This is a genomic window from Aeromonas sp. FL131 (assembly GCF_049860615.1).
Taxonomy (GTDB): Bacteria; Pseudomonadota; Gammaproteobacteria; order Enterobacterales; family Aeromonadaceae; genus Aeromonas; species Aeromonas hydrophila.
Genome location: NZ_CP187595.1, coordinates 4,694,829 through 4,716,998 on the forward strand (window position 1 = coordinate 4,694,829; position 22,170 = coordinate 4,716,998).

At 48.0% G+C, this 22,170-nt stretch carries 21 protein-coding genes; 15 read left to right on the plus strand and 6 right to left on the minus strand.

Annotation, left to right across the window (positions count from 1 at the left end; translation table 11 throughout):
• Positions 1-9: 9 nt before the first annotated feature.
• Positions 10-927 carry an IS5 family transposase gene (locus tag ACPW75_RS21860; RefSeq protein ID WP_024946304.1) on the minus strand — a complete coding sequence of 306 codons (918 nt, stop codon included), beginning with the start codon at positions 925-927 and terminating at the stop codon, positions 10-12.
• Positions 928-1,045: 118 nt separating this feature from the next.
• Between ACPW75_RS21860 and glf the strand changes: the two genes are divergently transcribed.
• The 15 genes from glf (at position 1,046) to ACPW75_RS21935 (ending at position 15,052) form a co-directional block, all read left to right on the plus strand.
• The gene (gene glf, locus ACPW75_RS21865) at positions 1,046-2,206 is read left to right on the plus strand and encodes a UDP-galactopyranose mutase (protein ID WP_077095742.1); all 1,161 of its coding nucleotides are present in this window, start codon (positions 1,046-1,048) and stop codon (positions 2,204-2,206) included.
• Positions 2,207-2,224: 18 nt separating this feature from the next.
• Entirely contained in the window at positions 2,225-3,199 is a 975-nt protein-coding gene (locus ACPW75_RS21870) for a glycosyltransferase family 2 protein (RefSeq protein ID WP_143238962.1), read from the plus strand.
• 3 nt (positions 3,200-3,202) lie between these two features.
• Entirely contained in the window at positions 3,203-4,195 is a 993-nt protein-coding gene (locus ACPW75_RS21875) for a class I SAM-dependent methyltransferase (protein ID WP_077095740.1), read from the plus strand.
• Between the two features lie 48 nt (positions 4,196-4,243).
• Positions 4,244-5,302, plus strand: a complete 1,059-nt coding sequence (locus ACPW75_RS21880) for a glycosyltransferase family 2 protein (protein WP_077095739.1) — start codon at positions 4,244-4,246, stop codon at positions 5,300-5,302.
• Positions 5,295-6,419, plus strand: a complete 1,125-nt coding sequence (gene gmd, locus ACPW75_RS21885) for a GDP-mannose 4,6-dehydratase (protein ID WP_077095738.1) — start codon at positions 5,295-5,297, stop codon at positions 6,417-6,419. The genes ACPW75_RS21880 and gmd overlap by 8 nt, the downstream gene beginning before the upstream one ends.
• Positions 6,420-6,423: 4 nt before the next feature.
• Positions 6,424-7,377: a GDP-L-fucose synthase family protein gene (locus ACPW75_RS21890; protein WP_077095745.1), complete on the plus strand. Its 954-nt coding sequence runs from the start codon at positions 6,424-6,426 to the stop codon at positions 7,375-7,377.
• A 26-nt stretch (positions 7,378-7,403) separates the two neighbouring features.
• Positions 7,404-8,015, plus strand: a complete 612-nt coding sequence (locus ACPW75_RS21895; RefSeq protein WP_143238961.1) for a hypothetical protein — start codon at positions 7,404-7,406, stop codon at positions 8,013-8,015.
• Between the two features lie 6 nt (positions 8,016-8,021).
• Positions 8,022-8,663: a class I SAM-dependent methyltransferase gene (locus ACPW75_RS21900; protein WP_077095737.1), complete on the plus strand. Its 642-nt coding sequence runs from the start codon at positions 8,022-8,024 to the stop codon at positions 8,661-8,663.
• Between the two features lie 32 nt (positions 8,664-8,695).
• Positions 8,696-9,769 carry a hypothetical protein gene (locus ACPW75_RS21905; protein WP_425904364.1) on the plus strand — a complete coding sequence of 358 codons (1,074 nt, stop codon included), beginning with the start codon at positions 8,696-8,698 and terminating at the stop codon, positions 9,767-9,769.
• A gap of 48 nt (positions 9,770-9,817) precedes the next feature.
• A complete protein-coding gene (locus ACPW75_RS21910; protein ID WP_039026396.1) occupies positions 9,818-10,132 on the plus strand; it encodes a transposase in 315 nt (104 codons plus the stop codon).
• 35 nt (positions 10,133-10,167) lie between these two features.
• Positions 10,168-10,950, plus strand: a complete 783-nt coding sequence (locus tag ACPW75_RS21915) for an IS3 family transposase (protein ID WP_223936907.1) — start codon at positions 10,168-10,170, stop codon at positions 10,948-10,950.
• A 250-nt stretch (positions 10,951-11,200) separates the two neighbouring features.
• A complete protein-coding gene (locus ACPW75_RS21920) occupies positions 11,201-12,118 on the plus strand; it encodes an NADH dehydrogenase (protein ID WP_077095735.1) in 918 nt (305 codons plus the stop codon).
• A gap of 1 nt (position 12,119) precedes the next feature.
• Positions 12,120-13,214 carry a DegT/DnrJ/EryC1/StrS family aminotransferase gene (locus ACPW75_RS21925; protein WP_077095734.1) on the plus strand — a complete coding sequence of 365 codons (1,095 nt, stop codon included), beginning with the start codon at positions 12,120-12,122 and terminating at the stop codon, positions 13,212-13,214.
• A complete protein-coding gene (locus ACPW75_RS21930; RefSeq protein ID WP_077095733.1) occupies positions 13,211-13,888 on the plus strand; it encodes an acetyltransferase in 678 nt (225 codons plus the stop codon). The genes ACPW75_RS21925 and ACPW75_RS21930 overlap by 4 nt, the downstream gene beginning before the upstream one ends.
• Positions 13,889-13,900: 12 nt before the next feature.
• Positions 13,901-15,052, plus strand: coding sequence for a glycosyltransferase (locus tag ACPW75_RS21935; protein ID WP_077095732.1), 1,152 nt, complete (start codon positions 13,901-13,903; stop codon positions 15,050-15,052).
• A 6-nt stretch (positions 15,053-15,058) separates the two neighbouring features.
• On the opposite strand, the gene ACPW75_RS21940 is transcribed toward ACPW75_RS21935, so the two are convergent.
• The 5 genes from ACPW75_RS21940 to malZ form a co-directional block, all read right to left on the minus strand.
• Entirely contained in the window at positions 15,059-16,486 is a 1,428-nt protein-coding gene (locus ACPW75_RS21940; protein ID WP_077095731.1) for a phosphomannomutase, read from the minus strand.
• Positions 16,480-17,910, minus strand: coding sequence for a mannose-1-phosphate guanylyltransferase/mannose-6-phosphate isomerase (locus ACPW75_RS21945; protein ID WP_077095730.1), 1,431 nt, complete (start codon positions 17,908-17,910; stop codon positions 16,480-16,482). The genes ACPW75_RS21940 and ACPW75_RS21945 overlap by 7 nt, the downstream gene beginning before the upstream one ends.
• 74 nt (positions 17,911-17,984) lie before the next feature.
• Complete coding sequence (gene pseC, locus ACPW75_RS21950; RefSeq protein ID WP_077095729.1) at positions 17,985-19,118, minus strand: UDP-4-amino-4,6-dideoxy-N-acetyl-beta-L-altrosamine transaminase; 1,134 nt, start codon at positions 19,116-19,118, stop codon at positions 17,985-17,987.
• The gene (gene pseB, locus ACPW75_RS21955) at positions 19,115-20,119 is read right to left on the minus strand and encodes a UDP-N-acetylglucosamine 4,6-dehydratase (inverting) (RefSeq protein WP_077095728.1); all 1,005 of its coding nucleotides are present in this window, start codon (positions 20,117-20,119) and stop codon (positions 19,115-19,117) included. Before pseB ends, pseC begins: the two co-directional genes overlap by 4 nt.
• A gap of 221 nt (positions 20,120-20,340) precedes the next feature.
• The gene (malZ, locus tag ACPW75_RS21960; RefSeq protein WP_077095727.1) at positions 20,341-22,170 is read right to left on the minus strand and encodes a maltodextrin glucosidase; all 1,830 of its coding nucleotides are present in this window, start codon (positions 22,168-22,170) and stop codon (positions 20,341-20,343) included.

Below are 22,170 nucleotides of genomic sequence, written 5' to 3' on the forward strand. Positions count from 1 at the left end.
TGATACCACTCAATTCACTGGCTGGCGAACAGGCATACCAAGCCCTATCAGCTTGTTCATCACCTTCACGCCAGCCAGGATTTCGCCCACCTGGGCGTTGTAGTTCCGCAGGCTCAGCGTTGGCCCGATGAGTTGCTTGAACCGGTACATGGCGGTCTCGGCTATCGAGCGCTGGTGATAGCCGGAGTCTTTCTTCCATTGCTTCAGTTCACCGGCCTTGAGCGCCGTCACCGCCTCGTTGCGGGGATGGTCTTCCTCCCACGGTGCCGCATTTTTTCTCGGCGGTATGGTGGCTTTCGCCCCCTTCTTCTTCAGTAGCGCATGACAGGCCTTGGTGTCATACGCACCATCGGCGCTGACCTGTTTTATCTTGCGTCGTAAGGGGTTGAGCAACGTCGGTAACACCTCGTTATCCGCCACCGTCTCCAGGCTGACTTCGGCAGCGATGACCGCATGGGTTGTGGCATCCACCGCCAAGTGGAGCTTGCGCCACACTCGTCGCTTCTCCTTGCCGTGTTTGCGAATTTTCCATTCGCCTTCGCCATAGACCTTGAGGCCGGTGGCATCAATGACCAAGTGAGCCACCGGGCCTTGGCTGGGGAGGCGGTACTTGATGTCGACGGTCTTGGCGCGCTTGCTGATACAGCTATAGTCCGGCGACTGCAAAGGCACCGCCATCAGTTGGAACAACGAGTTAATGAAGCCTTCTAGCGCCCGCAGCGGCAACTTGAACAAGCCTTTTAGCATCAGGGCCGTCTCAATGGCGGTGTCACTGTAGTGGAAACCTCTCCCTCGGCGGCCATGGTGGACCAGGCAATGCCACTGCTTAATGGCTTGTTCGTCCATCCAGATGGTCAACGAACCGCGTTGCACCAAGGCTTGGTTGTACTGCTGCCAGTTGCTGATCTTGTGCTTGGACTTGCCCATCTGATGCTCTCGGAGACTGCGCTACAGGATCAGATCACCGAGATGACAGATAGTTCCCCGATTTGAGCAACAAGGCCTGCTATATGCCCAAAGTAAAAATTCTTAGAGCAAAATATAAATGAAATATCAGGCAATCGTCATTGGCGCCGGGCTTTCGGGCGCCGTCATGGCTGAACGAATGGCCAGCCAGCTTGGCTGGAAGGTGCTGGTGCTGGAACAGCGCGACCACATCGGGGGCAACTGTTTCGACGAGTATGACAAGCATGGCGTGCTGATCCATCGCTATGGGCCGCACCTCTTCCATACCGACAGCAAGGAAGTGTGGGATTACCTGTCGCAGTTTACCGAGTGGTTGCCTTACGAGCATCGCGTGCTGTCGCGCATCGATGGGCAACTGGTGCCTATCCCGTTCAACCTGACCAGCATCGAACGCTGTTTCCCCGCCGACAAGGCCGGCGCCATGATTGAGGCCCTGCGTACCCGGTTCGGGGATGGCGCCAGAGTGCCGATTCTCGAACTGCGCAAGGAGCAGTCTCCCCTGCTGGGTGAACTGGCGGATTTCATCTATCAGAAGGCGTTCGTCAACTACACCAGCAAACAGTGGGGAGTCCCCCCCGAGCAGATCTCCCCCGAGGTGACGGCGCGGGTACCTGTGGTGGTCAGCCGGGATGATCGCTACTTCACCGACCCCTGGCAGGCGGTGCCGGCCGTAGGCTATACCGCCATGTTTGAGCGCATGCTTGCGCATCCGCTGATTGACGTGAGGCTGTCGACCCCCATGGCAGAGCACGTCAGGCTGGATTGGCAGCAGAAGCGGGTGCTGCTGGATGGCGAGCAATTTGATGGCCCCTTGATCTATACCGGGATGCTGGATCATCTGCTGCCGGCAGAGGGGAATTACCTGCCATACCGTTCACTGCGTTTTGAGCATCGCCATCTGGCACTGGAGCAATTTCAACCGGTCACCACCGTCAATTATCCAAATGAAGAAGCCTTCACACGGATCACCGAGTTCAAGCATTTCAGCGGGCAGGTACATCCCGGTACCAGCATCGTTTACGAATATCCCTGTGACTATCAGCCGGAACAGGGGCTAGAGCCCTACTACCCGCTGTTTACCGATGTAGCCAAACAGCATTATCAAGCGTGCCGTGATGAGTTGACCCGGTTCCCGCAGCTGATTGCTTTGGGCCGCCTTGCCGAATATCGCTATTTTGATATGGATGATGCGGTGAACAATGCGTTGAATCACTTTGCCAAGCACACGACAACTCTTTGAACCTTGGATACACATGCCGTGACCAAACCACTGTTATCTGTATTAATGCCTGTCTATAACTGTGCAGAATATATCGAAGAAGCTCTTGCTAGTATCCAGGCTCAAACTTTCACAGACTTTGAAGTGCTGGTGATCGATGACGGTTGCAGTGATGAGACACCTGCAATTGTTCGGCGTATAGCTTGTCATGATCAACGGATCAAGATCATTTCCCGGGAAAATCGCGGAATTGTCGATTCTCTTAACGAAGGGGTGGCATTAGCCCAGGGCAGATGGTTGGCCCGCATGGATGGCGATGATATTTGTGAGCCCCATCGTTTCTCTTGTCAGTTGGCTTTTCTCAACGCTCACCCAGAGGTAGACATTGTTGGAAGCTGGGTGCAGCTTTTCGGGGCTCGCAGCGAGATCTGGCATCACCGCCGGGAAGATACATTTATTAAATTCATGCTGTTGTTTCGTTCATCTGGGTTCAGCCATAGCTCTATCATGGGTAAAATCGAGTTTTTTCAGAATTTTGCATATGACAAAAAATATGAAGATGTCGAGGATACTGAGCTCTGGTCCAGAATGGCACTTTGTAGTGGAGTTAAATTTGCCAACATCCCGGAAGTATTGGTCCATTACAGAGTTCATGATGCTCAAGTCTCAAAAATAAAACGAACGCGTCAAATGATTCTTTATCGGCAGATCATGAGCAAATACATGCTAACTCTCGGCGTCGCGGACATAGATATTGAGGCGCATGAATGGTGCTGTGATCTGCGAAGTGATTTAAGTGATGTAGAGTTAGAACGGATTTATTTATGGCTAGAAAAACTCAGTAGTAGTATCAGAGCTGACTGGAAGGATGATTTTGGCGTGATATCTGAACGTTGGGCCAGACTTTGTGCGTTGAATGGACATGCAAATAAGAAAGATGGCCTGTTTGGGTTTCGCCCCGTGACCTGGCTGTACAAGACGCTACCCGTATTGAACTATAATAAGCAGGGTTAACTCATGAATCTCATACTGTTTCCCTTCGATCGTGTCATCAAGGGAGCAAACATTGCTATCTATGGTGCTGGAGAAATTGGCGAATATTTCCTGCGACAGTTGGCTGCAGTTCCTTTTTGTCATGTGGTTTGGCTGGTCGATAAAAAATTTAAGTCCTTGGGAAAACAGCAACAACTCATTTCTTTACCACCGGCGTTGATGGATTGGCAACAGCCTGATCAAATTATTATTGCTTCTCAATTATTTGAAGAAGAGATAACAAAGTATCTTGTTAGTGAGGGCGTTGATCCTACGAGAATTGTAGGTATCGGCGCTGAGCAGAAAATTGATGTGCTAGACCTGATTCAAACCAGACTGAATGCTACCCCGGCAGATGATGAATGGGATGCCTACTATAAATTGGCAGAAAATTCAGCCCAAGCCCAATATAATAGATTCATTCAACCTGTATTGAGCCGGCTGGAAGGTGTGTTGGATTATAGTAATGTCCTTGATTTTGCCTGTGGTAAGGGACGTATTGCAGAGATAGTGCATACTCGTTGTCAGTATCTACAGTTGGTTGATGCCAGCTTTGACGCAATAGAGTTCTGCCGCCAGCGCTTTGCTAAATATTCAAATATTAGTATGCAATGCAATGGTGCAGATCAGTTACCTCAGCAAGCCAGCTCTCTAAGTCTGATATATTCTTGGGATGCGATGGTCCATTTCTCTTATAAAAGCTTGGATTTCTATCTCGGCGAATTCAACCGTGTACTGAAAGGTCAGGGATATGTTGTTATGCATCACTCCAATCTTGGTGCATTGGTGGATAAGATGAGAGTGTTCGACCAATGGAATCTGAATCCGGCCGGACGTAGTAGGATCTCAAAAGATGATGTTGCTTTGATTGCCCAGCATCATAATTTCGAGGTTGTAGAACAAACACTCATCGATTGGGAATGCAAGGATATGGATTGTATCAGTGTATTGAGAAAAGCGGCAGGCGTTCGTAGCTGACCTTTGGTTTAGAATGCCCTTTATACTGCTCTAATGGATGAAAATTAAATGAAAGTTTCTATCATCACAGCAACATATAATAGTGCTGCAACTATCGAAAGATGCTTATGTAGTGTGGCTAAGCAAACCGCCATTTCCCAGATAGAACATATCATTGTCGATGGCCGATCTTCAGATCAGACACTCACCCTAGTGTCTACATTTCCACATATAGCAAAAGTGGTGTCAGAAGCAGATAACGGCGTTTATGATGCTTTCAACAAAGGATTAGCTGCTGCAACGGGTGAAATTATTTATTATCTTAGTTCAGATGATCACCTCTGTGACTCAGATGTCATTTATGATATTTTGACCGAATTTGAAAGAGATGATTCTCTAGATTATTTGGCTGCTAGAGTTATTATAAAAGATCCTGCGACCAATGCTGAGTGGATTTTGCATGGAAATGAGTTGCGTAAAGGTGAACAGGAATTTAGCCATCCTCATCATCAAGGCTTTTTCATGAAACGAGCCCTGCTGAAGGAATATGGTGGTTTTCCCCGGTCTTTTAATATAGCTGCTGATTCCTATATTATGTTGAAGACCATTCTTTTTAAGCATGGGGATTTTTCTGACCGAACAGTGGCCAATTTCTATCTTGGTGGACTTAGCAGTAATATTGAAAATTATAACCTAATTAATCGGGAGACCAGAATTATTTACGAGCTTCTGGATCTGGAAAGAGTAAACCAACAAGATGTAGCTTTGGCGTTGGCAAATAAAAATATGACGTTATTGAAGCGGCTTTTCCATAGTTATTTGGAGAAGGAGCATGATGTTTCAGTATTGAAGGGAAGACGTATTGGTATCTTTGGTACAGGTATTATGGCGAGCATAATATACATGCTGCTTGAAAAATCGGGTATTGTGACAGACTTCTTCATTACCTCTTTGGGGAGTGAGAGTGCCTTTAATGGTAAACAAGTCTGGTCTTTACATGATTTCCCCTCCAATGTGGATATATTGTTTAACTCCGTAGAGGGAGAGCATGGTGATGACATAGTCTTGAAGTTACAACACAAGGCACCTGTAGCACGAATCATCAAGTGGCATGAAATCTATGAATAAGAAAGTCGCACTTATCACTGGTGTAACCGGCCAGGATGGCTCCTATTTGGCCGAGCTTCTGTTAGAGAAAGGATATCAGGTACACGGGATCAAGCGCCGAGCTTCTTCGTTCAACACTCAACGTATAGACCATATCTACCAAGATCCTCATATTGAACATCAAAACTTTGTACTGCATTATGGTGATCTGACGGACTCCTCTAACTTGACCCGTATTATTCAAGAGGTTCAACCTGATGAGGTATATAATTTGGGGGCTCAATCTCACGTAGCAGTCAGCTTTGAGTCTCCTGAATATACGGCCGATGTGGATGCTATGGGCACATTGCGCCTGCTAGAGGCTATCCGGTTGTTGGGATTAGAGAAAAAGACCCGGTTTTATCAAGCTTCGACGTCAGAGTTGTTTGGCCAAGTCCAAGAGATACCGCAAAGAGAAACCACCCCCTTCTATCCACGCTCTCCTTATGCCGTTGCCAAACTTTATGCATACTGGATCACGGTGAACTATCGTGAGGCCTATGGTTTATATGCATGCAACGGCATTCTTTTCAATCATGAATCTCCCCGTAGGGGAGAAACTTTTGTTACTAGAAAGATTACCAGAGGCTTGGCCAATATTGCCCAAGGTTTGGATAGTTGTCTCTACATGGGGAATATTGATTCGCTACGGGATTGGGGTCATGCAAAAGATTATGTAGAACTACAATGGCTCATATTACAGCAAGAAAAACCTGAAGACTTTGTGATTGCGACTGGCGAGCAGTATTCTGTGCGTCAGTTTATTCTTTGGGCTGCGGAAGATGTAGGTATGCAATTACGTTTCGAAGGTAAGGGTATTGAAGAGGTTGCAGTTGTGGTATCGGCCAAGGGGGAGCTGGCCCCGGCAGTCCGTCCTGGTGATGTTGTCCTTCGTATTGACCCTAGGTATTTCCGTCCTGCAGAAGTTGATTCTTTGTTAGGTGATGCGAGTAAAGCACGAAACAAATTGGGTTGGAAACCCAGTATTACAGTAAGAGAAATGTGTACTGAAATGGTTGCTGCTGATGTGAAAGTGGCGCAGCGCCATGCCTTGTTGAAAAAACATGGATTTGAGATTGGTGAGGCCATGGGGGACTGAATATATGGCTAAGAAGAGAGTCTTTGTTTCTGGACATCTCGGCATGGTAGGACAAGCCTTGTGTCGGCAACTTGCGATGTTGGATTCAGTTGAACTGGTTACCGCTACTCGAGGTGACCTAGATCTGACAGATCAGCAAGCGGTAAAACGGTTTTTGATGTGTCAACAAATAGATGAAATATATATAGCGGCTGCCAAGGTCGGAGGAATTTCTGCAAACGAGAGTTTCCCAGCTGAATTCATCTATCAAAATTTAATGATTGAAGCTAATTTAATTCACAGTGCACATCTTGCTGATGTACAAAAAATGTTGTTTCTGGGTTCTAGTTGCATCTATCCAAAGTTGACCCCACAACCGATTTCGGAAGAGGCACTTCTTACCGGCCCACTGGAGCCGACCAATGAACCTTATGCTATTGCCAAAATTGCCGGTATTAAACTGTGTGAAAGTTACAATAGGCAATATGGAAGAGATTATCGCTGTGCCATGCCGACCAATCTCTATGGCCCATATGATAATTTTCACCCTCAGTACAGTCATGTTATCCCTGCTTTAATAGGAAAGTTTTATCGAGCCATTGAACAAGGCGATAAGTTTGTAGAGATCTGGGGTAGTGGCAACGCCCGCCGTGAATTCATGCATGTCGATGACTTGGCGGCAGCATGCATACATATTATGTCTATATCTAAGCAGAACTTACAGTCACTGACTGATCCTAGATGCTCTCATATTAATATTGGGACAGGAGTTGATTGTTCGATTCGTGAGCTGGCAGAATATTTGAAAGCGGTCAGTGGCTTTAATGGTGACTTGCACTTCAATGAACATAAATCGGAGGGTACACCAATTAAGCGACTAGATGTTAGACGGTTGAATGAACTTGGATGGCAAGCAAAAATATGTTTAACGTCGGGACTCAAGGATGTATGGATTTGGTATCAAGATAACCATAAATAAATTCAACAACAACCGGAGAGATTTATATGCTTAGAGTTCTGCCATGGGTTACTGATGGAGCAATAGATTTTCTTGATACTTTTATTTCAGAAAGAAGGAAAATGGGTTTTACAACTAAAGTATTTGAATTTGGTTCGGGAAACTCGACGCTCTATTTCCTGAGTAAAGGTTGTTTTGTTACGTCTGTAGAGCATGATGCCAACTGGGCAAAAAAAATAATCGATACGGCATATGCATTTGATTATCAAGATCGTTTGAAAATGATTAAATCAGAAAGACCATATGATGATTGTTATGAAGATGAAGATATCAGCATCACTGTAATTGACGGCAGAGATCGGGTTATGTGCTTTGAAAGAGTGTTGAGTAAAATTAAAAATAGAAAGCAAATCATAGTCTTAGATAATACCGAAAGGATGGATTATAAATATAGTGAATATATATCTTTAATAAAAAGATATGGTTTTAATTCCATTCATTTTGAACAGCATCAACTAGAGCATGAAGGAAGAAGATTTACAACCCGCTCATATGCTAGAGATAGGGTATATCATCGCCATATTACTACTATTTGTTTCCTAGAGGGGATGTATACAACGGATGGTAAAGCTCTCTTACGTGATTCATTATGGGATTAAAAGTAAATGATTATAATCGATTACATGAATCCGCTTTATATTTTTGGTAGAATAAAAAGATATATTAGGATTGCTCTGTTACGTAGGACTGCAAATGTTCTTTGGAATAGGCTCAGTAGCAATAGCATAATAAAGCTTGAATTGGGATCAGGAACAAAAAAAGGATGTGGTGGTTGGACAACAGTCGATCTTTATGGTGCCGATATCAACTACGATTTAAAGAGAGGAATTCCATTGGGTCAGAGCTCGGTGGATATGATATATACATCTCATATGTTAGAACATTTTAATTATAATGACTTGATAATTTTCATAAAGGAGTGTTACCGAGTTTTAAAGCCAAATGGTAAGCTACTTGTCTGTGTGCCTAATTCTAGATGTTATATTGAGGCATATGTCAATGGCCATCACTTTAGAGATCCAAATGACCTCTATCAACCTGCTCGTATCGATACTGGTTCGTTAATTGACCAAGTAAATTATGTGGCTTATATGTCTGATCAACATAAGTACATGTTTGATGAGGAGAATCTTGTCAATACACTGAAAAAAGTGGAGTTCTCATCTGTATTGCTGAGATCATTTGATGGTTCAATTGATATTAAAGATAGAGAATATGGTTCTATATATGCAGTGGCTGTTAAGTAACCTATACCTAATTCAAAATGGAGTCAGCGATAGTGGGTCAAAATGTGCAATGCAATAGCTGTGCTCCTGTTGTTCTTTTTGCTTACAATAGGCCAGAACATACAGCCAAAACACTTTCTTTTTTACAGCAGTGTAATTTGTCTGAAAAGACTCCGCTAGTAGTTTATTTGGATGGTATAAAGGATATCGATGATCATGGTAAACAAGCTCTGATCTTAGAAAACTTGCACAACCTTAGTCATTTTAAATGTTTTCATTCATTGGTTATTAAACAACGAAGAGATAATTTAGGGCTGACAGAGAACATTATATCTGGTATCGCTGAAGTTATGGCTGAATATGGTAGAGCCATAATATTAGAGGATGACGTTTTAGTTTCTCCATCATTTCTTGAATATATGAATGATGCACTTGAATTTTATAAAAATGAACCTATGGTTTGGCATATTAGTGGTTGGAATTTTCCTATTCAGTCAGAGGGACTTCCATCTACTTTTTTGTGGCGAACCGCCCTTGGGTGGGGGTGGGCTACATGGGCTGATCGCTGGAATTACTATGAGCGTGACCCGCAAGCTTTACTTGATGAATTTGATGAAATTGGCATTCAGAACTTTAACATATATGGTAGTTATAATTTTTGGGATCAAGTTATAAATAATGCCACTGGTAAAATTAGCACGTGGGCAGTCTTTTGGTATGCAACTATTTTCAAACATGGTGGTTTGTGCTTAAACCCGATTAGCGCTATGACCACAAACATTGGTTTCGATGGTTCTGGTACACATTATGCCAGTATTGAACATTCGTTACCACATGACAGTTCCTCTTCTTATCATAAGGATGGTTTTCCTATAGATTTATCTGAGAACCGTAAGGTGGTTAGTTCTATTATTAGATTCAATAACGACCTTAATTATGAAAAGAAGTTAAACCAAAATAAAACGAATGTTGATCTTAAAAGATTGACTCGGGTTTCTTTGTCACCTCACTATTATTTTTCCTATCTTTCAGGAAAAAAAGTTGCCATATTTGGAACGGCAGACCTTTCATTGCTAATTTTCCAGCTGTTAAGGTTTAGGGGAATATCTGTCTGTGCATTTTTGTAATGACCCACTGAAATCCTGCTCAGGTCATAATGAGTGGAGATCACAGACATGAGCATCACGATGGACGAAGAAATCAAACGTTGGACGGCCAAGCGCAAGTCCGCCTTGGTCATGGAAATCATTCAGGGCAAGACCACCGTCGCCGAAGCGGCTCGAGCCTTTGATTTGCCGCCCTCCGAGATTGAAGAATGGGTAGATGACGCCAAACGGGGCATGGAAAACGCCTTACGGGCCAAGCCACTGGATATTCGCGAGCAGTACGAGAAGCAGCTCAAGGAACTCCAGGAAGCTTATGGCGAGGCCATGCTGGAGTTACGCGCCAGAAAAAAGCTGGCCTCCCTGCTGGGCGAGGACGACAGATAGTCGCCGATGTTCAGCAGGGATTACGCGCAGAAGGTATTGATGTCTCCGTCAGCAAGCTCTGCCGCTGGTTTGGCCTGCCGCGTCGTAGTTGGTACTACCGCAGCGTCAAGGCCGCGCCCAAGCTTCAGGAGCATCTGGTCACCCCGATCAAAAACATGATTGAGGAGAACCCATCGTTCGGTTACCGGACGGTTGCAGCCCTGTTGGGGTTCAACAAGAACACGGTACAGCGCATCTTCCAGCTCAAGGGCTGGCAAGTTCGCAAGCGTCCGGTTGGGTTTCGCCCCCGGATCCAGGCCCTGCCTTCGGTGGCCTCAGCGCCCAACCAACGCTGGGCGACGGACCTATGCCGGATCTGGGCTGGTCGCGATGGCTGGTGTTCCTTGGCGCTGGTGATTGATTGCCATACCCGTGAACTACTGGGATGGCATCTCTCGCGCAGTGGTAAATCGAAAACGGCCGAGGCAGCGCTGGAGCAAGCCTTAATTGCTCGCTTCGGCAGCTTGGGACGAGTTGCATCGCCGTTTTTGTTACGTAGCGACAATGGGTTGGTGTTTACCAGCCGCAACTACACAGCACTGGTGAAGAGCTATGGGTTGCAGCAGGAGTTCATCACGCCGTACACGCCGGAACAAAACGGCATGGTCGAGCGGGTGATCAGAACGCTCAAGGAGCAGTGTGCCCATCGGCAGAGGTTCGAGACCTTGCAGCATGCCAGTCGGGTGATTGGCGACTGGATCCAGTTTTACAACCAGAAGCGTCCTCACCAGGCGCTAAAGATGAAAACACCGGCGCAGGCCTATGCCGAAGCCGCTTAGTTGTGCAGGAACGGCTGGGTCATTACATTTTTAGTCTCTAGCTCAGGTCAATATGAATGTATTGAAGGAGTACCTGTTGGAAAATCTGACCAGTGGCATATATTTAACCCGGATGTTGTTATAAATTGCGTTGAAGGATGTCATGAAAGTGTAATTACAAGTATGTTATCTGACGCGTTACCTAGCTGTAGTATCATGAGTTGGCGTTCATTATAAATTATTGGTTTTTGCCTTGTATGAGAGGATAGTAATGAATCAAAATCAGAGCATAATTGATGATGCTAATATTAACACTAAACTTGCCAACTTAAATAAAAAGTATGAAATTGACAGTGCTATAAATAAAGTTCTGTTAGGGAAGCTGCTAGCTAAACTAAATAATAATATTGTGTCATCCTTACAAGATGCTGAGTTTCGAGTGTTTTCTCAATTTGGTGATGATGGGATCATTCAACATCTTGTAAATATACTGGGTATTAAAGAAACAGTATTTATTGAGTTCGGAGTGGAAAACTATAATGAGGCCAATACTCGATTCTTATTAGAGAATAATAACTGGCGCGGGTTGGTTATTGATGCAGAACCTGCAAATATAGAATATATTAAAAAAACACAGAATTATTGGCGTCATGATCTGACAGCTCTCTGTGACTTTGTTACTGCTGAAAACATAAATGATATAATTTCTGACGCTGGTTTTTCCGGCGATATTGGACTACTACATATAGATGTAGATGGAAATGATTATTGGATTTGGAAGGCCATCAATGTAGTGAATCCAGCTATTGTCATAGTTGAGTATAATAGCCTTTTCGGTTCGAAACGCAGTATCACGATACCGTATGAACCAAACTTCATTCGTCATGTTAGTCATTATAGTGGTCTCTATGCTGGAGCGTCTTTAAATGCTCTATGCTGCTTAGCAAAGGAAAAGGGATACAGATTTATTGGGTGTAATAGTGCAGGCAATAATGCATATTTTGTTATTGACAAGCTGACTGATGCTTTGGCTGAACTAAGTTGTGAGGAAGGTTATATTCTTGCCAAGTTCCGAGAGCATCGCAATGAACAGGGTGAGCTAACGTTTACCTCAGGACTTGATGCTATTGAAGAAATACGTGGCATGCCAGTTTTTAATACTATAACAGAACAGCCTGAGGACTTTTAGCGTGCACTCATTTATTCCAGTCTACCAGCCTGACTTGTCGGGTAATGAAAAAAAGTATGTGGTCGAGTGTATCGACTCCTCATGGATTTCCTCGAAGGGAGAGTTTATTCAAAAGTTTGAAAAAGAGTTCGCTAACTTTACTGGTATGGCACATGCCGCGTCTGTGTCCAATGGAACGGTTGCTCTGCATCTGGCCCTGTTGGCTTTAGACATTGGGCCAGGTGATGAGGTTATTGTTCCTACCTTCACTTACATTGCATCTGTCAATGCTATCAATTATGTTGGAGCAAAACCTGTTTTTGTTGATATAGAACCACTAAGCTGGCAGTTAGATTGTGATCTTATCGAAGAGTTAATTACAGAGAAAACTAAAGCAATTATTTCCGTTCATATTTATGGACAGCCGACGGATATGTTAAAGCTACAGACTATTGCAAAACGGCATAATTTATTTTTGATTGAAGATGGTGCGGAAGCTTTTGGCAGCCTTATTGATGGTCACCACATAGGCCATTTATCTGATATTACGACCTATAGTTTCTTTGGGAATAAAACAGTGACAACTGGAGAGGGGGGCATGGTCACCACCAACAGTGCTGAATTGGACAGAAAAATTCGTCACTTAAAAGGGCAAGGATTGATGGAGGGAAAGGAATACTGGCATGATATTGTTGGCTATAATTATCGTATGACCAACATCTGTGCTGCTATTGGACTGGCTCAATTGGAAAAGGCTAATAGCTTTATTAATCGAAAGCGAGAGATTGCTAACTTTTATATTGCTCATCTTCAAGGGTTGCCGCTCCAATTTCAGAAAGAGCGGCCGGGGAGTTGCCACTCTTGGTGGATGTTTTCTATTTTAACCGACACTAGAGAAGTAAGAGATACATTGCGTCATTACTTAAATAATGCCGGAATAGAAACAAGACCATTATTCCCCCCCATTCACTTCATGCCAATGTATTATCAGGATGGGCATTCTTTTCCGAACAGTGAGGATATTTCAGAGCGCGGCATGAACTTGCCCAGTTGGCCTGGTATGACAGATGAGATGCTGCACTATATAGTGGAAAAAATAACTGGTTTTTATGAATGAACGTTAATTCTAAATATAAAACTAACAACCTTTATATTTTTGGTGCGGGTAGTTTTTCTCGTTGTATTTTACCACTGATAAGGAAATTCTGTGCTCAGCAGGGTTTAGAATATTGCTTTGTAGTCGAAGATATAAATGGAGTTTATTTTCCTTATGGTAAACTTATCTCGGACTCATACTTTGAACAAAATATAAAACCAGGCTTCCTCTTTACTATTGCGATCGCAGATGTAGTATTGAGACGTAAAATTGCCGAACGGTGTATCCGTCTTGGTGGAGTGCCGATTAACCTCATGGCAGACGAACACATATGTTATGATAATGTAAGAGTTGGCCTTGGAGCCATTCTGTGTGCCCATAGTATGGCAACAACCGATATTGTCATTGGTCAATTTTTTCATTGTAACATTTACTCCTATATTGAACATGACTGTATTATTGGAGATTTTGTTACTTTTTCACCTAGAGTCAGCTGCAATGGTCGTGTGCACATATCTGATGATGTATTCGTAGGGGCCGGAGCTATCATTCGCAATGGCAGCCTTCATCGCCCACTCTCCATAGGGCGTGGAGCCATCATAGGTATGGGAGCCGTCGTCACCAAAGATGTACCACCCGAGTGTACTGTTGTTGGCAACCCAGCAAGAGTAGTCACTAAGTCATCTGTATTCTAAGCGGAAATTTATATGAGAAAGTTAAAAGTAGCCTTACTGCCTCAGCACTTTTGTTGGTCGGGAGGGCTGGAGTTTATTCGTCATATCCTCAATGGTCTCACCGCTGTAGTGCCTCTCTACGAATGGCAAGTTGTAATCGCATTGGACGAAGAGTTTGTAAAGGAAGATATATATCTCCAATTACAGGACTATCTTGCCAATGCTACGATTGTTCCTGAACAGGTCTTTTATTCCTCTCGCCATAACGATCTAGCTAGTACATTGGAAAATAACAATGTTGATATTGTTCTCCCAGTTAACAGTGACCTGGGGGCTAATTTTCCTGTTCCTTGGCTAGCTTATATTCCTGATTTCCAACACAAGTATCTTCACTATTATTTTACGGAGCATGAATGCTTCGCTAGAGAGACGGCGTTTTCTGCTCGCTTGCGTGACTGCAAAGCCGTTGTTGTAAACTCAATGTCAGTTAAATCTGATATTATTAAGTTCTATCCATGGATTAACGCTGCACGTATTAAAGTGTTACCTTTTACCCCCCATCCAATACCAGATTGGTTAGCTGTGGACTCGCTAGAGATAAAGAAAAAGTATGGCCTGCCACAAAACTATTTTCTTATCTGCAATCAGTTTTGGATTCATAAAGATCATCCAACGGCATTCCATGCTTTCGCACAGCTAGCTAGTAAGGATGTGCATCTGGTTTGTACCGGTACATTATCTGATTATCGGCATCCGGACTATGTTGAGGAGCAAAAAATGCTGCTTGACACACTTGGTATTTCTGAGCGAGTTCATTTTCTTGGGCACATTCCAAAATTTGATCAAATAGGATTGTTGAAAGGCTCTATTGCGTTGGTACAGCCCACCCTATTTGAAGGTGGCCCTGGTGGTGGAGCAACTTATGATGCAGTCTCTCTTGGTATCCCTGTTCTGCTTTCAGATATTGAAGTAAATCAGGAAATTATGACACCGGAGGTATATCATTTTCATCAGCAGAATGCAGAAGACTTGACCCAGCTTATGCAAAAGGTATTGGTCCAGAAGAGGGGGATGCCGGCAGCAGATGTGCTACTTGCTGAAGGTTTTATCCGTCAACAACAACTAGGGAAAGCATTGTATGAGGCTATCACTTATACCCTTGGTTGTTATGAAAACTCTGACTGAGTCCAGTCACTGGCTATTCAAGTTATTCCAGCTATTCATCGTTTCTATTGCAATATATAAAGTTTTTTCAACTAGCGTCCTTGCTTCCAGCTGACTTTTGGCTTCTGCATAACAACGAAGTTCTGGAGCATTAGCAGAGGCCCGCAGGTGTATGATCCTGTGATCAGGGAGCTGCATTCTTATGCCATCAGTCATGTCTATATCAACATCTATGTCTGCAGCCAACCCTAGCGTTTCCAATAGCCAAAACCGGTTACTGATGGCCTTTTGCATAAAGGCCGTCGGATTAACCTTGATCCTGTCGCTATGAGTAAAGCGGCTTGGTAGCGTGGCCAAGATGGCAGCAAGGCCAGTTTCCCTTGCCAGTATCAATGCAGCCAATGCTGGCAGTAGAGCATCACGAGTGGGGAGGGCCGCAAGATGCCGCCCTTCATGATCAATGCTACTGCCTAGCATGAAGCCTCCATTTGCTTCAAAACCGGCGAATTTTCCTGCGAGGCCACCCATCGCTTCCAATACATAAGGAGAGCCAATCCGAGTGCGTATGACTCGTGTGGCTATCCCTGATTGCTCAACGGCACTATTGCAGTTAAGTGGCATTGCTAAACTCTGGATTCCCAAGTATTGGCAACAGAGTAGTCCGAGAATATCCCCTTTGAGCCAATGCCCCTGTTCATCAGCGAGCATAGGTCTATCCCCATCACCATCGGTCGAGAATAGAGCATCCAGGCTATATTGTTGAGTCCAAGATAGGGCCCTCTGTTCATCCTCTGTGCTCAATGCTTCGGTATCGATAGGAATAAAGTCGTCACTCCGCCCCAATCGTATAACTGTTGCTCCCAATGCTTGGAAAATCGACGGGTAAATATCTCGCCCGGCACTGCTGTGTTCGTAAATGCCGATCCGTTTATGTGCCAGTGCACTCTTGTTGAAAAAATGCAAGTAACGCTCTGTATAGCGTTCTGCTGCCTCTGTGGAGGGCTGCAGCATGGGTTGTGCCATTATCTTGGAGAACACTATATCTGCTTCTAGGATCTGTCGTTCTTCAGCTTTGGTGATCTCTCCACCAGGGCCATAGAACTTGAGACCATTTCGGTCATGTGGGATATGGCTACCGGTAACCATGATGGCCGGAATGCGGCAACGCATGGCTTGTAATGCCAAGGCCGGTGTTGGTAGTACCCCATAGAAGAGGGGCTCAACGCCAAGTTGTTGCAGGGCGGCGGCGCAGGCGCCTGCCATGCCGAGGCTGCTGGGTCTGTTGTCTATGCCCAACGCTACATGCTTAAAGGTGAAGCGATCACGCATGACAGAAATGAAGGCATGCGTAAATGCTTGGCAAACTTCTGCTGTCAACTGGTTGACTAACCCTCTGACACCGCTTGTACCAAAGCCCAAACCACTATGCTGGATAATCGTCTTGGTTCTCAGCATGGCTCGCTCCCATCTTTGTGGTAGTGCTCCCCCAGCCTTACAATGTCGTCTTCCCCCAAATAGGAGCCTGATTGAACTTCGATAAGTACCAAGTCGACTTTACCCGGGTTTTCCAACGAGTGAACGGTTGCAATAGGGATATAGACGGACTCATTTTCCGTGATGTAACGCTCGACACCGTTCATTGTCATCCTGGCTGTTCCGGAGACTACTATCCAGTGTTCGGCCCTGTGGTGATGCAGTTGTAGAGAAAGCTTGGCACCAGGCTTGACGGTGATGCGTTTGACGTGGAAACGCTCTCCGCTGTCGATAGCATCATATTTTCCCCATGGGCGGTAAACCTCGCGATGACGTTCGGTTTCTGTGCGATTCATACTTTTAAGACGTGATGTCAGTGTCTTGACCTCTTGAACCTTGTCGTGCGCGGCAACGAGTATGGCATCCTTGGTTTCCACTATGACTAGCTTGTCCAATCCAATGGTGGTTACTAGCCGGTAACTGCTTTTGATATAACAATCTGTTGTGTCAAGCGCCAAGATGTCACCTTCTAGGACATTCCCTTGCCCGTCTTTCTCGTTCACCTCCCACAGGGTGGACCAAGAGCCCACATCGCTCCATCCGGCATCCATGGGCACGACAACGGCATCTTGCGTTTTTTCCATCACCGCATAATCCACTGACTCGCTGGGCGATTCCTCGAAAGCCGCGCTACCGACACGGATAAAATCGAGATCATGTTGTCTGGTGCTAAACGCTTTTTCACAAGCGGCCAGGATATCAGGGCGATAAAGTTTAAGTTCCTCAAGGTAGCGGCTGGCCTTGAACATAAAGAGGCCGCTATTCCAGAGGTATTTTCCAGAGGAGAGATACTGTTTCGCCGTGTCCAGATCCGGTTTTTCGATGAAGGCGTCGACGCGAGAAACTCCCCCCCCAAGAGATTCCCCTGCTCTGAGGTAGCCATAACCGGTTTCAGGTGTTTGGGGGACGATGCCGAATGTCACCAGTTTGCCATGGACTGCAAAGGGGTATGCGGCTTCTATGGCTTGTCGGAAGGCGTGCGGCTCCTTGATTGCGTGGTCTGCAGCCAGCACCATCAACACGGGATCATCAGCGATCGTCATACCGTGCAGAGCCGCCACAGCGATAGCTGGGGCCGTATTGCGTGCTGAAGGCTCCAGCAGAATATGGTTCTGTATTCCGGCCTCCCGCAACTGCTCCGCGACAATAAAGCGATGGGCCTCATTGCAAACCACGGTGAATGGGTGAGTGGCAAGTTCTTTGACCCTGCCAATAGTATCCAGCAGCATTGAGGCCTCACCCAAAAGCGGCATGAACTGCTTTGGATATAATTCACGAGAAAGAGGCCAAAGCCGACTACCTGACCCCCCAGCCATCACAACTGGCAAGATTGCTGTATCCGTCATTTTATCTCTCTGTAAATCGAGTATCTGGACCTTCTGACGGCAAGCTCAGAGCCTGCTTGTTCTTTTATGTACTGCTACGCATCGGCAATTACCAATGTAAATACCTGATGTTGTTCTGCTGTCGTTAAATGAGGGAAAAGCGGGAGAGTGATGGCTCCGTAATAGTGAGCCTCTGCCATCGGTAGGGCTGACTGGTGGCCTTCTTGGTGCCAAGGCTGCTTGTAGATGGGCATATAGTGCACGTTGGCACCGATACCATGATCGCGTAGTCGCTGGAACAGATTGCGGCGCTGTTCGGGGGCTACATGGTGTACATACAGGTGGAAGGCGCTGCGTCGTTCTGCACTGAAATAACGGGGCAGACGTTCGGGGGCCAATGCTTCAAAGTAACAATGGGCAATTTCGCTACGCTTGGCGATCCAATCTTCCAGATTGGCCATCTGGCTCAACCCCAGCGCAGCCTGAATATCCGTCATGCGGTAGTTGAAGCCCAGCATTTGCTGCTCGTAGTACCAGGGGCCATCGGGCTCATTGATGAAGTCGGCCGGATCCCGGGTGATGCCGTGACTGCGCAACATGCTCATGGTTTTGGCGAGCGCAGGGTCATTGGTCATCGCCATACCGCCTTCGCCGGTGGTGATGATCTTCACCGGATGGAAGCTGAAGACGGTGATGTCGCTGTAGCGGCAGTTGCCGGTGGGTTCACTGTGATAGCGGGCGCCGAGGGCATGACAGGCATCCTCGATGATCCGAAAGCCGTACTCTTGTCCCAGACGATGGATCTCCTGCATGTCGCAGGGCAGGCCTGCGAAGTGTACCGGGATGACCAACTTGGGCAGACATCCTTGAGCCTTGGCTGCTACCAGCTTGCGTTCCAGCTCCATGGCGCACATGTTGCCGGTATCGGGCTCGATGTCGACGAAGTCGACCTGGGCTCCGCAATAGAGAGCGCAGTTGGCCGAGGCGACAAAGCTGATGGGGGAGGTCCAGACCCAGTCACCCGGGCCGACACCCAGTGCCAGACAGGCGATATGCAGGGCGGCCGTACCTGAGTTGACCGCCACCCCGAAGCGGGCACCGCAGTAATCCGCCACTGCCTGTTCGAAGCGCGGCACCACGGGCCCCTGGGTCAGAAAATCGGACCTCAATACTTCGACCACGGCTTCGATATCCGCTTCGCTGATCGACTGTCTGCCGTACGGGATCATTCCATTACCACCTTGCTATTCAATGCTTTCAGCTGTTCAACCGTCAGGAAATCATCGTTGTCACGGGAGTTGTACTCGAATCCCTGGGCCACCATGGCTCCCTTTTCACCTGAGGCGGTGACGGAGAAGTCATTGTTGCGATTGTTGAAGTTGATGGTCGGTCCGATGATGAAGAAGTTATCGAACTCGAAGGTGTGGTAGGAGTCGTCACACGGGCACATCACTTCATGCAGTTTTTCACCCGGGCGGATGCCGATGATCTCCTGGTCCAGCTGAGGGGCCATGGCGGTAGCCAGGTCGGTGATCCGCACCGAGGGCAGCTTGGGCACGAAAATCTCACCCCCCTTCATGCGCGGGAAGTTGTTCATCACGAAGTCCACCCCCTGCTGCAGGGTGATCCAGAAACGGGTCATCTCGGTGTGAGTGATGGGGAGGGTGGTGGCGCCCTGATCGATCCGTTTCTGGAAGAAGGGCACCACAGAGCCGCGCGATCCTACCACGTTGCCGTAGCGCACCACCGCAAAACGGGTTGGATCCTGGCCGGCGATGTTATTGGCGGCGACGAACAGCTTGTCGGAGGCCAGCTTGGTGGCGCCGTACAAGTTTATCGGGTTGGCAGCCTTGTCGGTGGAGAGGGCGATCACCTTCTTGACCTGATTGAGCAGGGCGGCCTGGATGACGTTCTCGGCCCCGTGGATATTGGTCTTGATGCACTCCATGGGGTTGTATTCGGCAGCCGGCACCTGTTTGAGCGCCGCCGCATGCACCACATAGTCAACCCCGCGCATCGCCATGGTGAGCCGGTTGGCGTCCCGCACGTCACCGATAAAGTAGCGCATGCAGGGGGCGTTGAAGACCTGCTGCATCTCGAACTGTTTCAGCTCGTCGCGGGAGTAGATGATCAGCCGTTTCGGCTTGTAGCGTTCCAGCACTGTCTTGACCAGCATCTTGCCAAACGAGCCAGTGCCGCCGGTAATCAATAGGGTTTTATTGTCGAACATGACGGATTCTCGCTAGTGATGCCAAGTGACAAGCAATTTATGTGCCTTGGGCCAGTTTAGCCGAAAAGGGTCGGAAGCGGTCTTGTATGATGCCAGTTTTATTCCACTCTGAGTGAACTAACTAGATGATTCATAGAGAAATCCAACCCAGCTCAAACAACTTTATGTGATATAGGGGCCTTTAACAAAAAGCGGAACACAGGGTTCCGCTTTTTTGACGCCTAGCTGGAGAGCAGCACTCTGGCCGAGTTGGCGGGGATGGTGAGCTGCACCTCGCCCTGCACCACTTCGAATTTATCGCCGTTGAAGGCGTCGGTAAAGCGGCTGGCCGGGCCCGCGGTCTGCCACAGGGGCAGGCTGATGGTGCGCGGCTCGCTGGGGTGGCGGTTGCAGGCCACCACTACCTGATCGCTTTGCAGGGTGCGGGCAAACACATAGCTGTGCGGGCCGGCATAGAGGGTCTGGATATCGCCGCGACGCAGTGCTGGACGCTGCCTGCGGATCTGGATCAACCGGCGGTAGTGGTCGTGCAGCACGTGATCCCAGGCGGTGGTCTCCCACGGGAAGCAGCGGCGGCAGTCCGGATCGTTGCCGCCAGAGAGCCCCACTTCATCGCCGTAGTAGATGGAGGGCACCCCGATGTAGGTGAGCAGCAGAGTGGCCGCGAGCCGCATCCGCTGCTTGTCCTCCCCCAGCAGATGGAGGAAGCGGGCTGTGTCGTGGCTGTCCAGTAGATTGAACTGGGCCAGCTGGTTCTTGAACGGAATGTGGGCCCGCGCCAGCTTGAGCCAGCGATCCAGCTCTTCGGCGCTGATCTTGATGGGGTGGTAGGCGATGTCCTGGCCCGCCAGGAAGGCGCGAATAGGGTGGGCGAAGCCGTAGTAGTTCATGGCGCCGTCCTCCTGATCCCCCTGCAGCCACTGGCTGGCCTCGAAGAAGTGCTCGCCCAGCACGTAGGCGTCCGGGTTTTCCTGCTTCACCGCGCCGCGAATGGCGCGCACGTGGCCGCGGTTGCCCTCGGCAGTGCCACGCTCCCCCAGCATGTGGATGACGTCGAAGCGCCAGCCATCGATCTGGTAGGGGGCACGCATCCAGTAGCGCAGGATGGCGTCGTCGGCGCGATAGACGGCGTCCTGCACCTGTTCGCTGGAGAAGTCGAGCTTGGGCAGGCTGCGGATGCCCTTCCAGCTGACATAATCCCCGTCGTTGTCAAAGGTGTAGAAGCTGCGCCACGGCGAATCCGGGTTGCGCTGGGCGCCCAGCGGCGGGCAGAACCAGGGGTGCTCGGTCGAGGTGTGGTTGACCACAGCATCCAGGATGATCTTCATGCCGCGCTGGTGCAGGTTGCGGGTCAGCTCGGCAAACTGGGCGTTGCTGCCGAGGTGTGCATCCACCTTGAAGTAGTCCTGAGTGTCGTACTTGTGGTTGCTCGGCGAATCGAAGATGGGGTTGAGATAGAGCGCCGTCACCCCGAGGGATTGCAGGTAGTGCAGCTTGGCATCGATGCCCGCCAGGTCGCCGCCGTAGAATTCGCAGGCGCCGTGGCCCTCTTCGTGGCGGCTGACCGGCTCGCCCCACGCCTTGCTGATCACCGCCTTGCCGCGGTATTCGTATTCGTGATGCTTGACGCTGAGCGACGGGTCGCCGTTGCAGAAGCGATCGGGGAAGATCTGGTAGAACACCTGGTCCTGCACCCAGGCCGGTGGCTGGTGCAGGCTGTTGAAGCGAAAATGCTGCTCGCGCGGCGGCATGGCGGCGCTGACGCCGGCCCCGTGCAGCCACCACTGCTCCTCATCGGTCAGACACTTGAAGCAGTAGAGGTGAATGTCCTGCCCCTTGATGAGCGGCAGGGTCGCCTGCCATACCTGCAGCCGGTCGCGGGTGGAGACCGCCGTCATCGGGATCAGGTACTCCTCGTTGTCCGGCTCGTGGCGCAGCCACACCTCGCGGATCGGGGCATCCAGCTCGCTGAACAGGGTCAGTTGCAGGGCATCGGCGCTCTCTTTGAACCAGGGCGCCACCTGGGGATGAAACAGAAATGGATGGGTCAT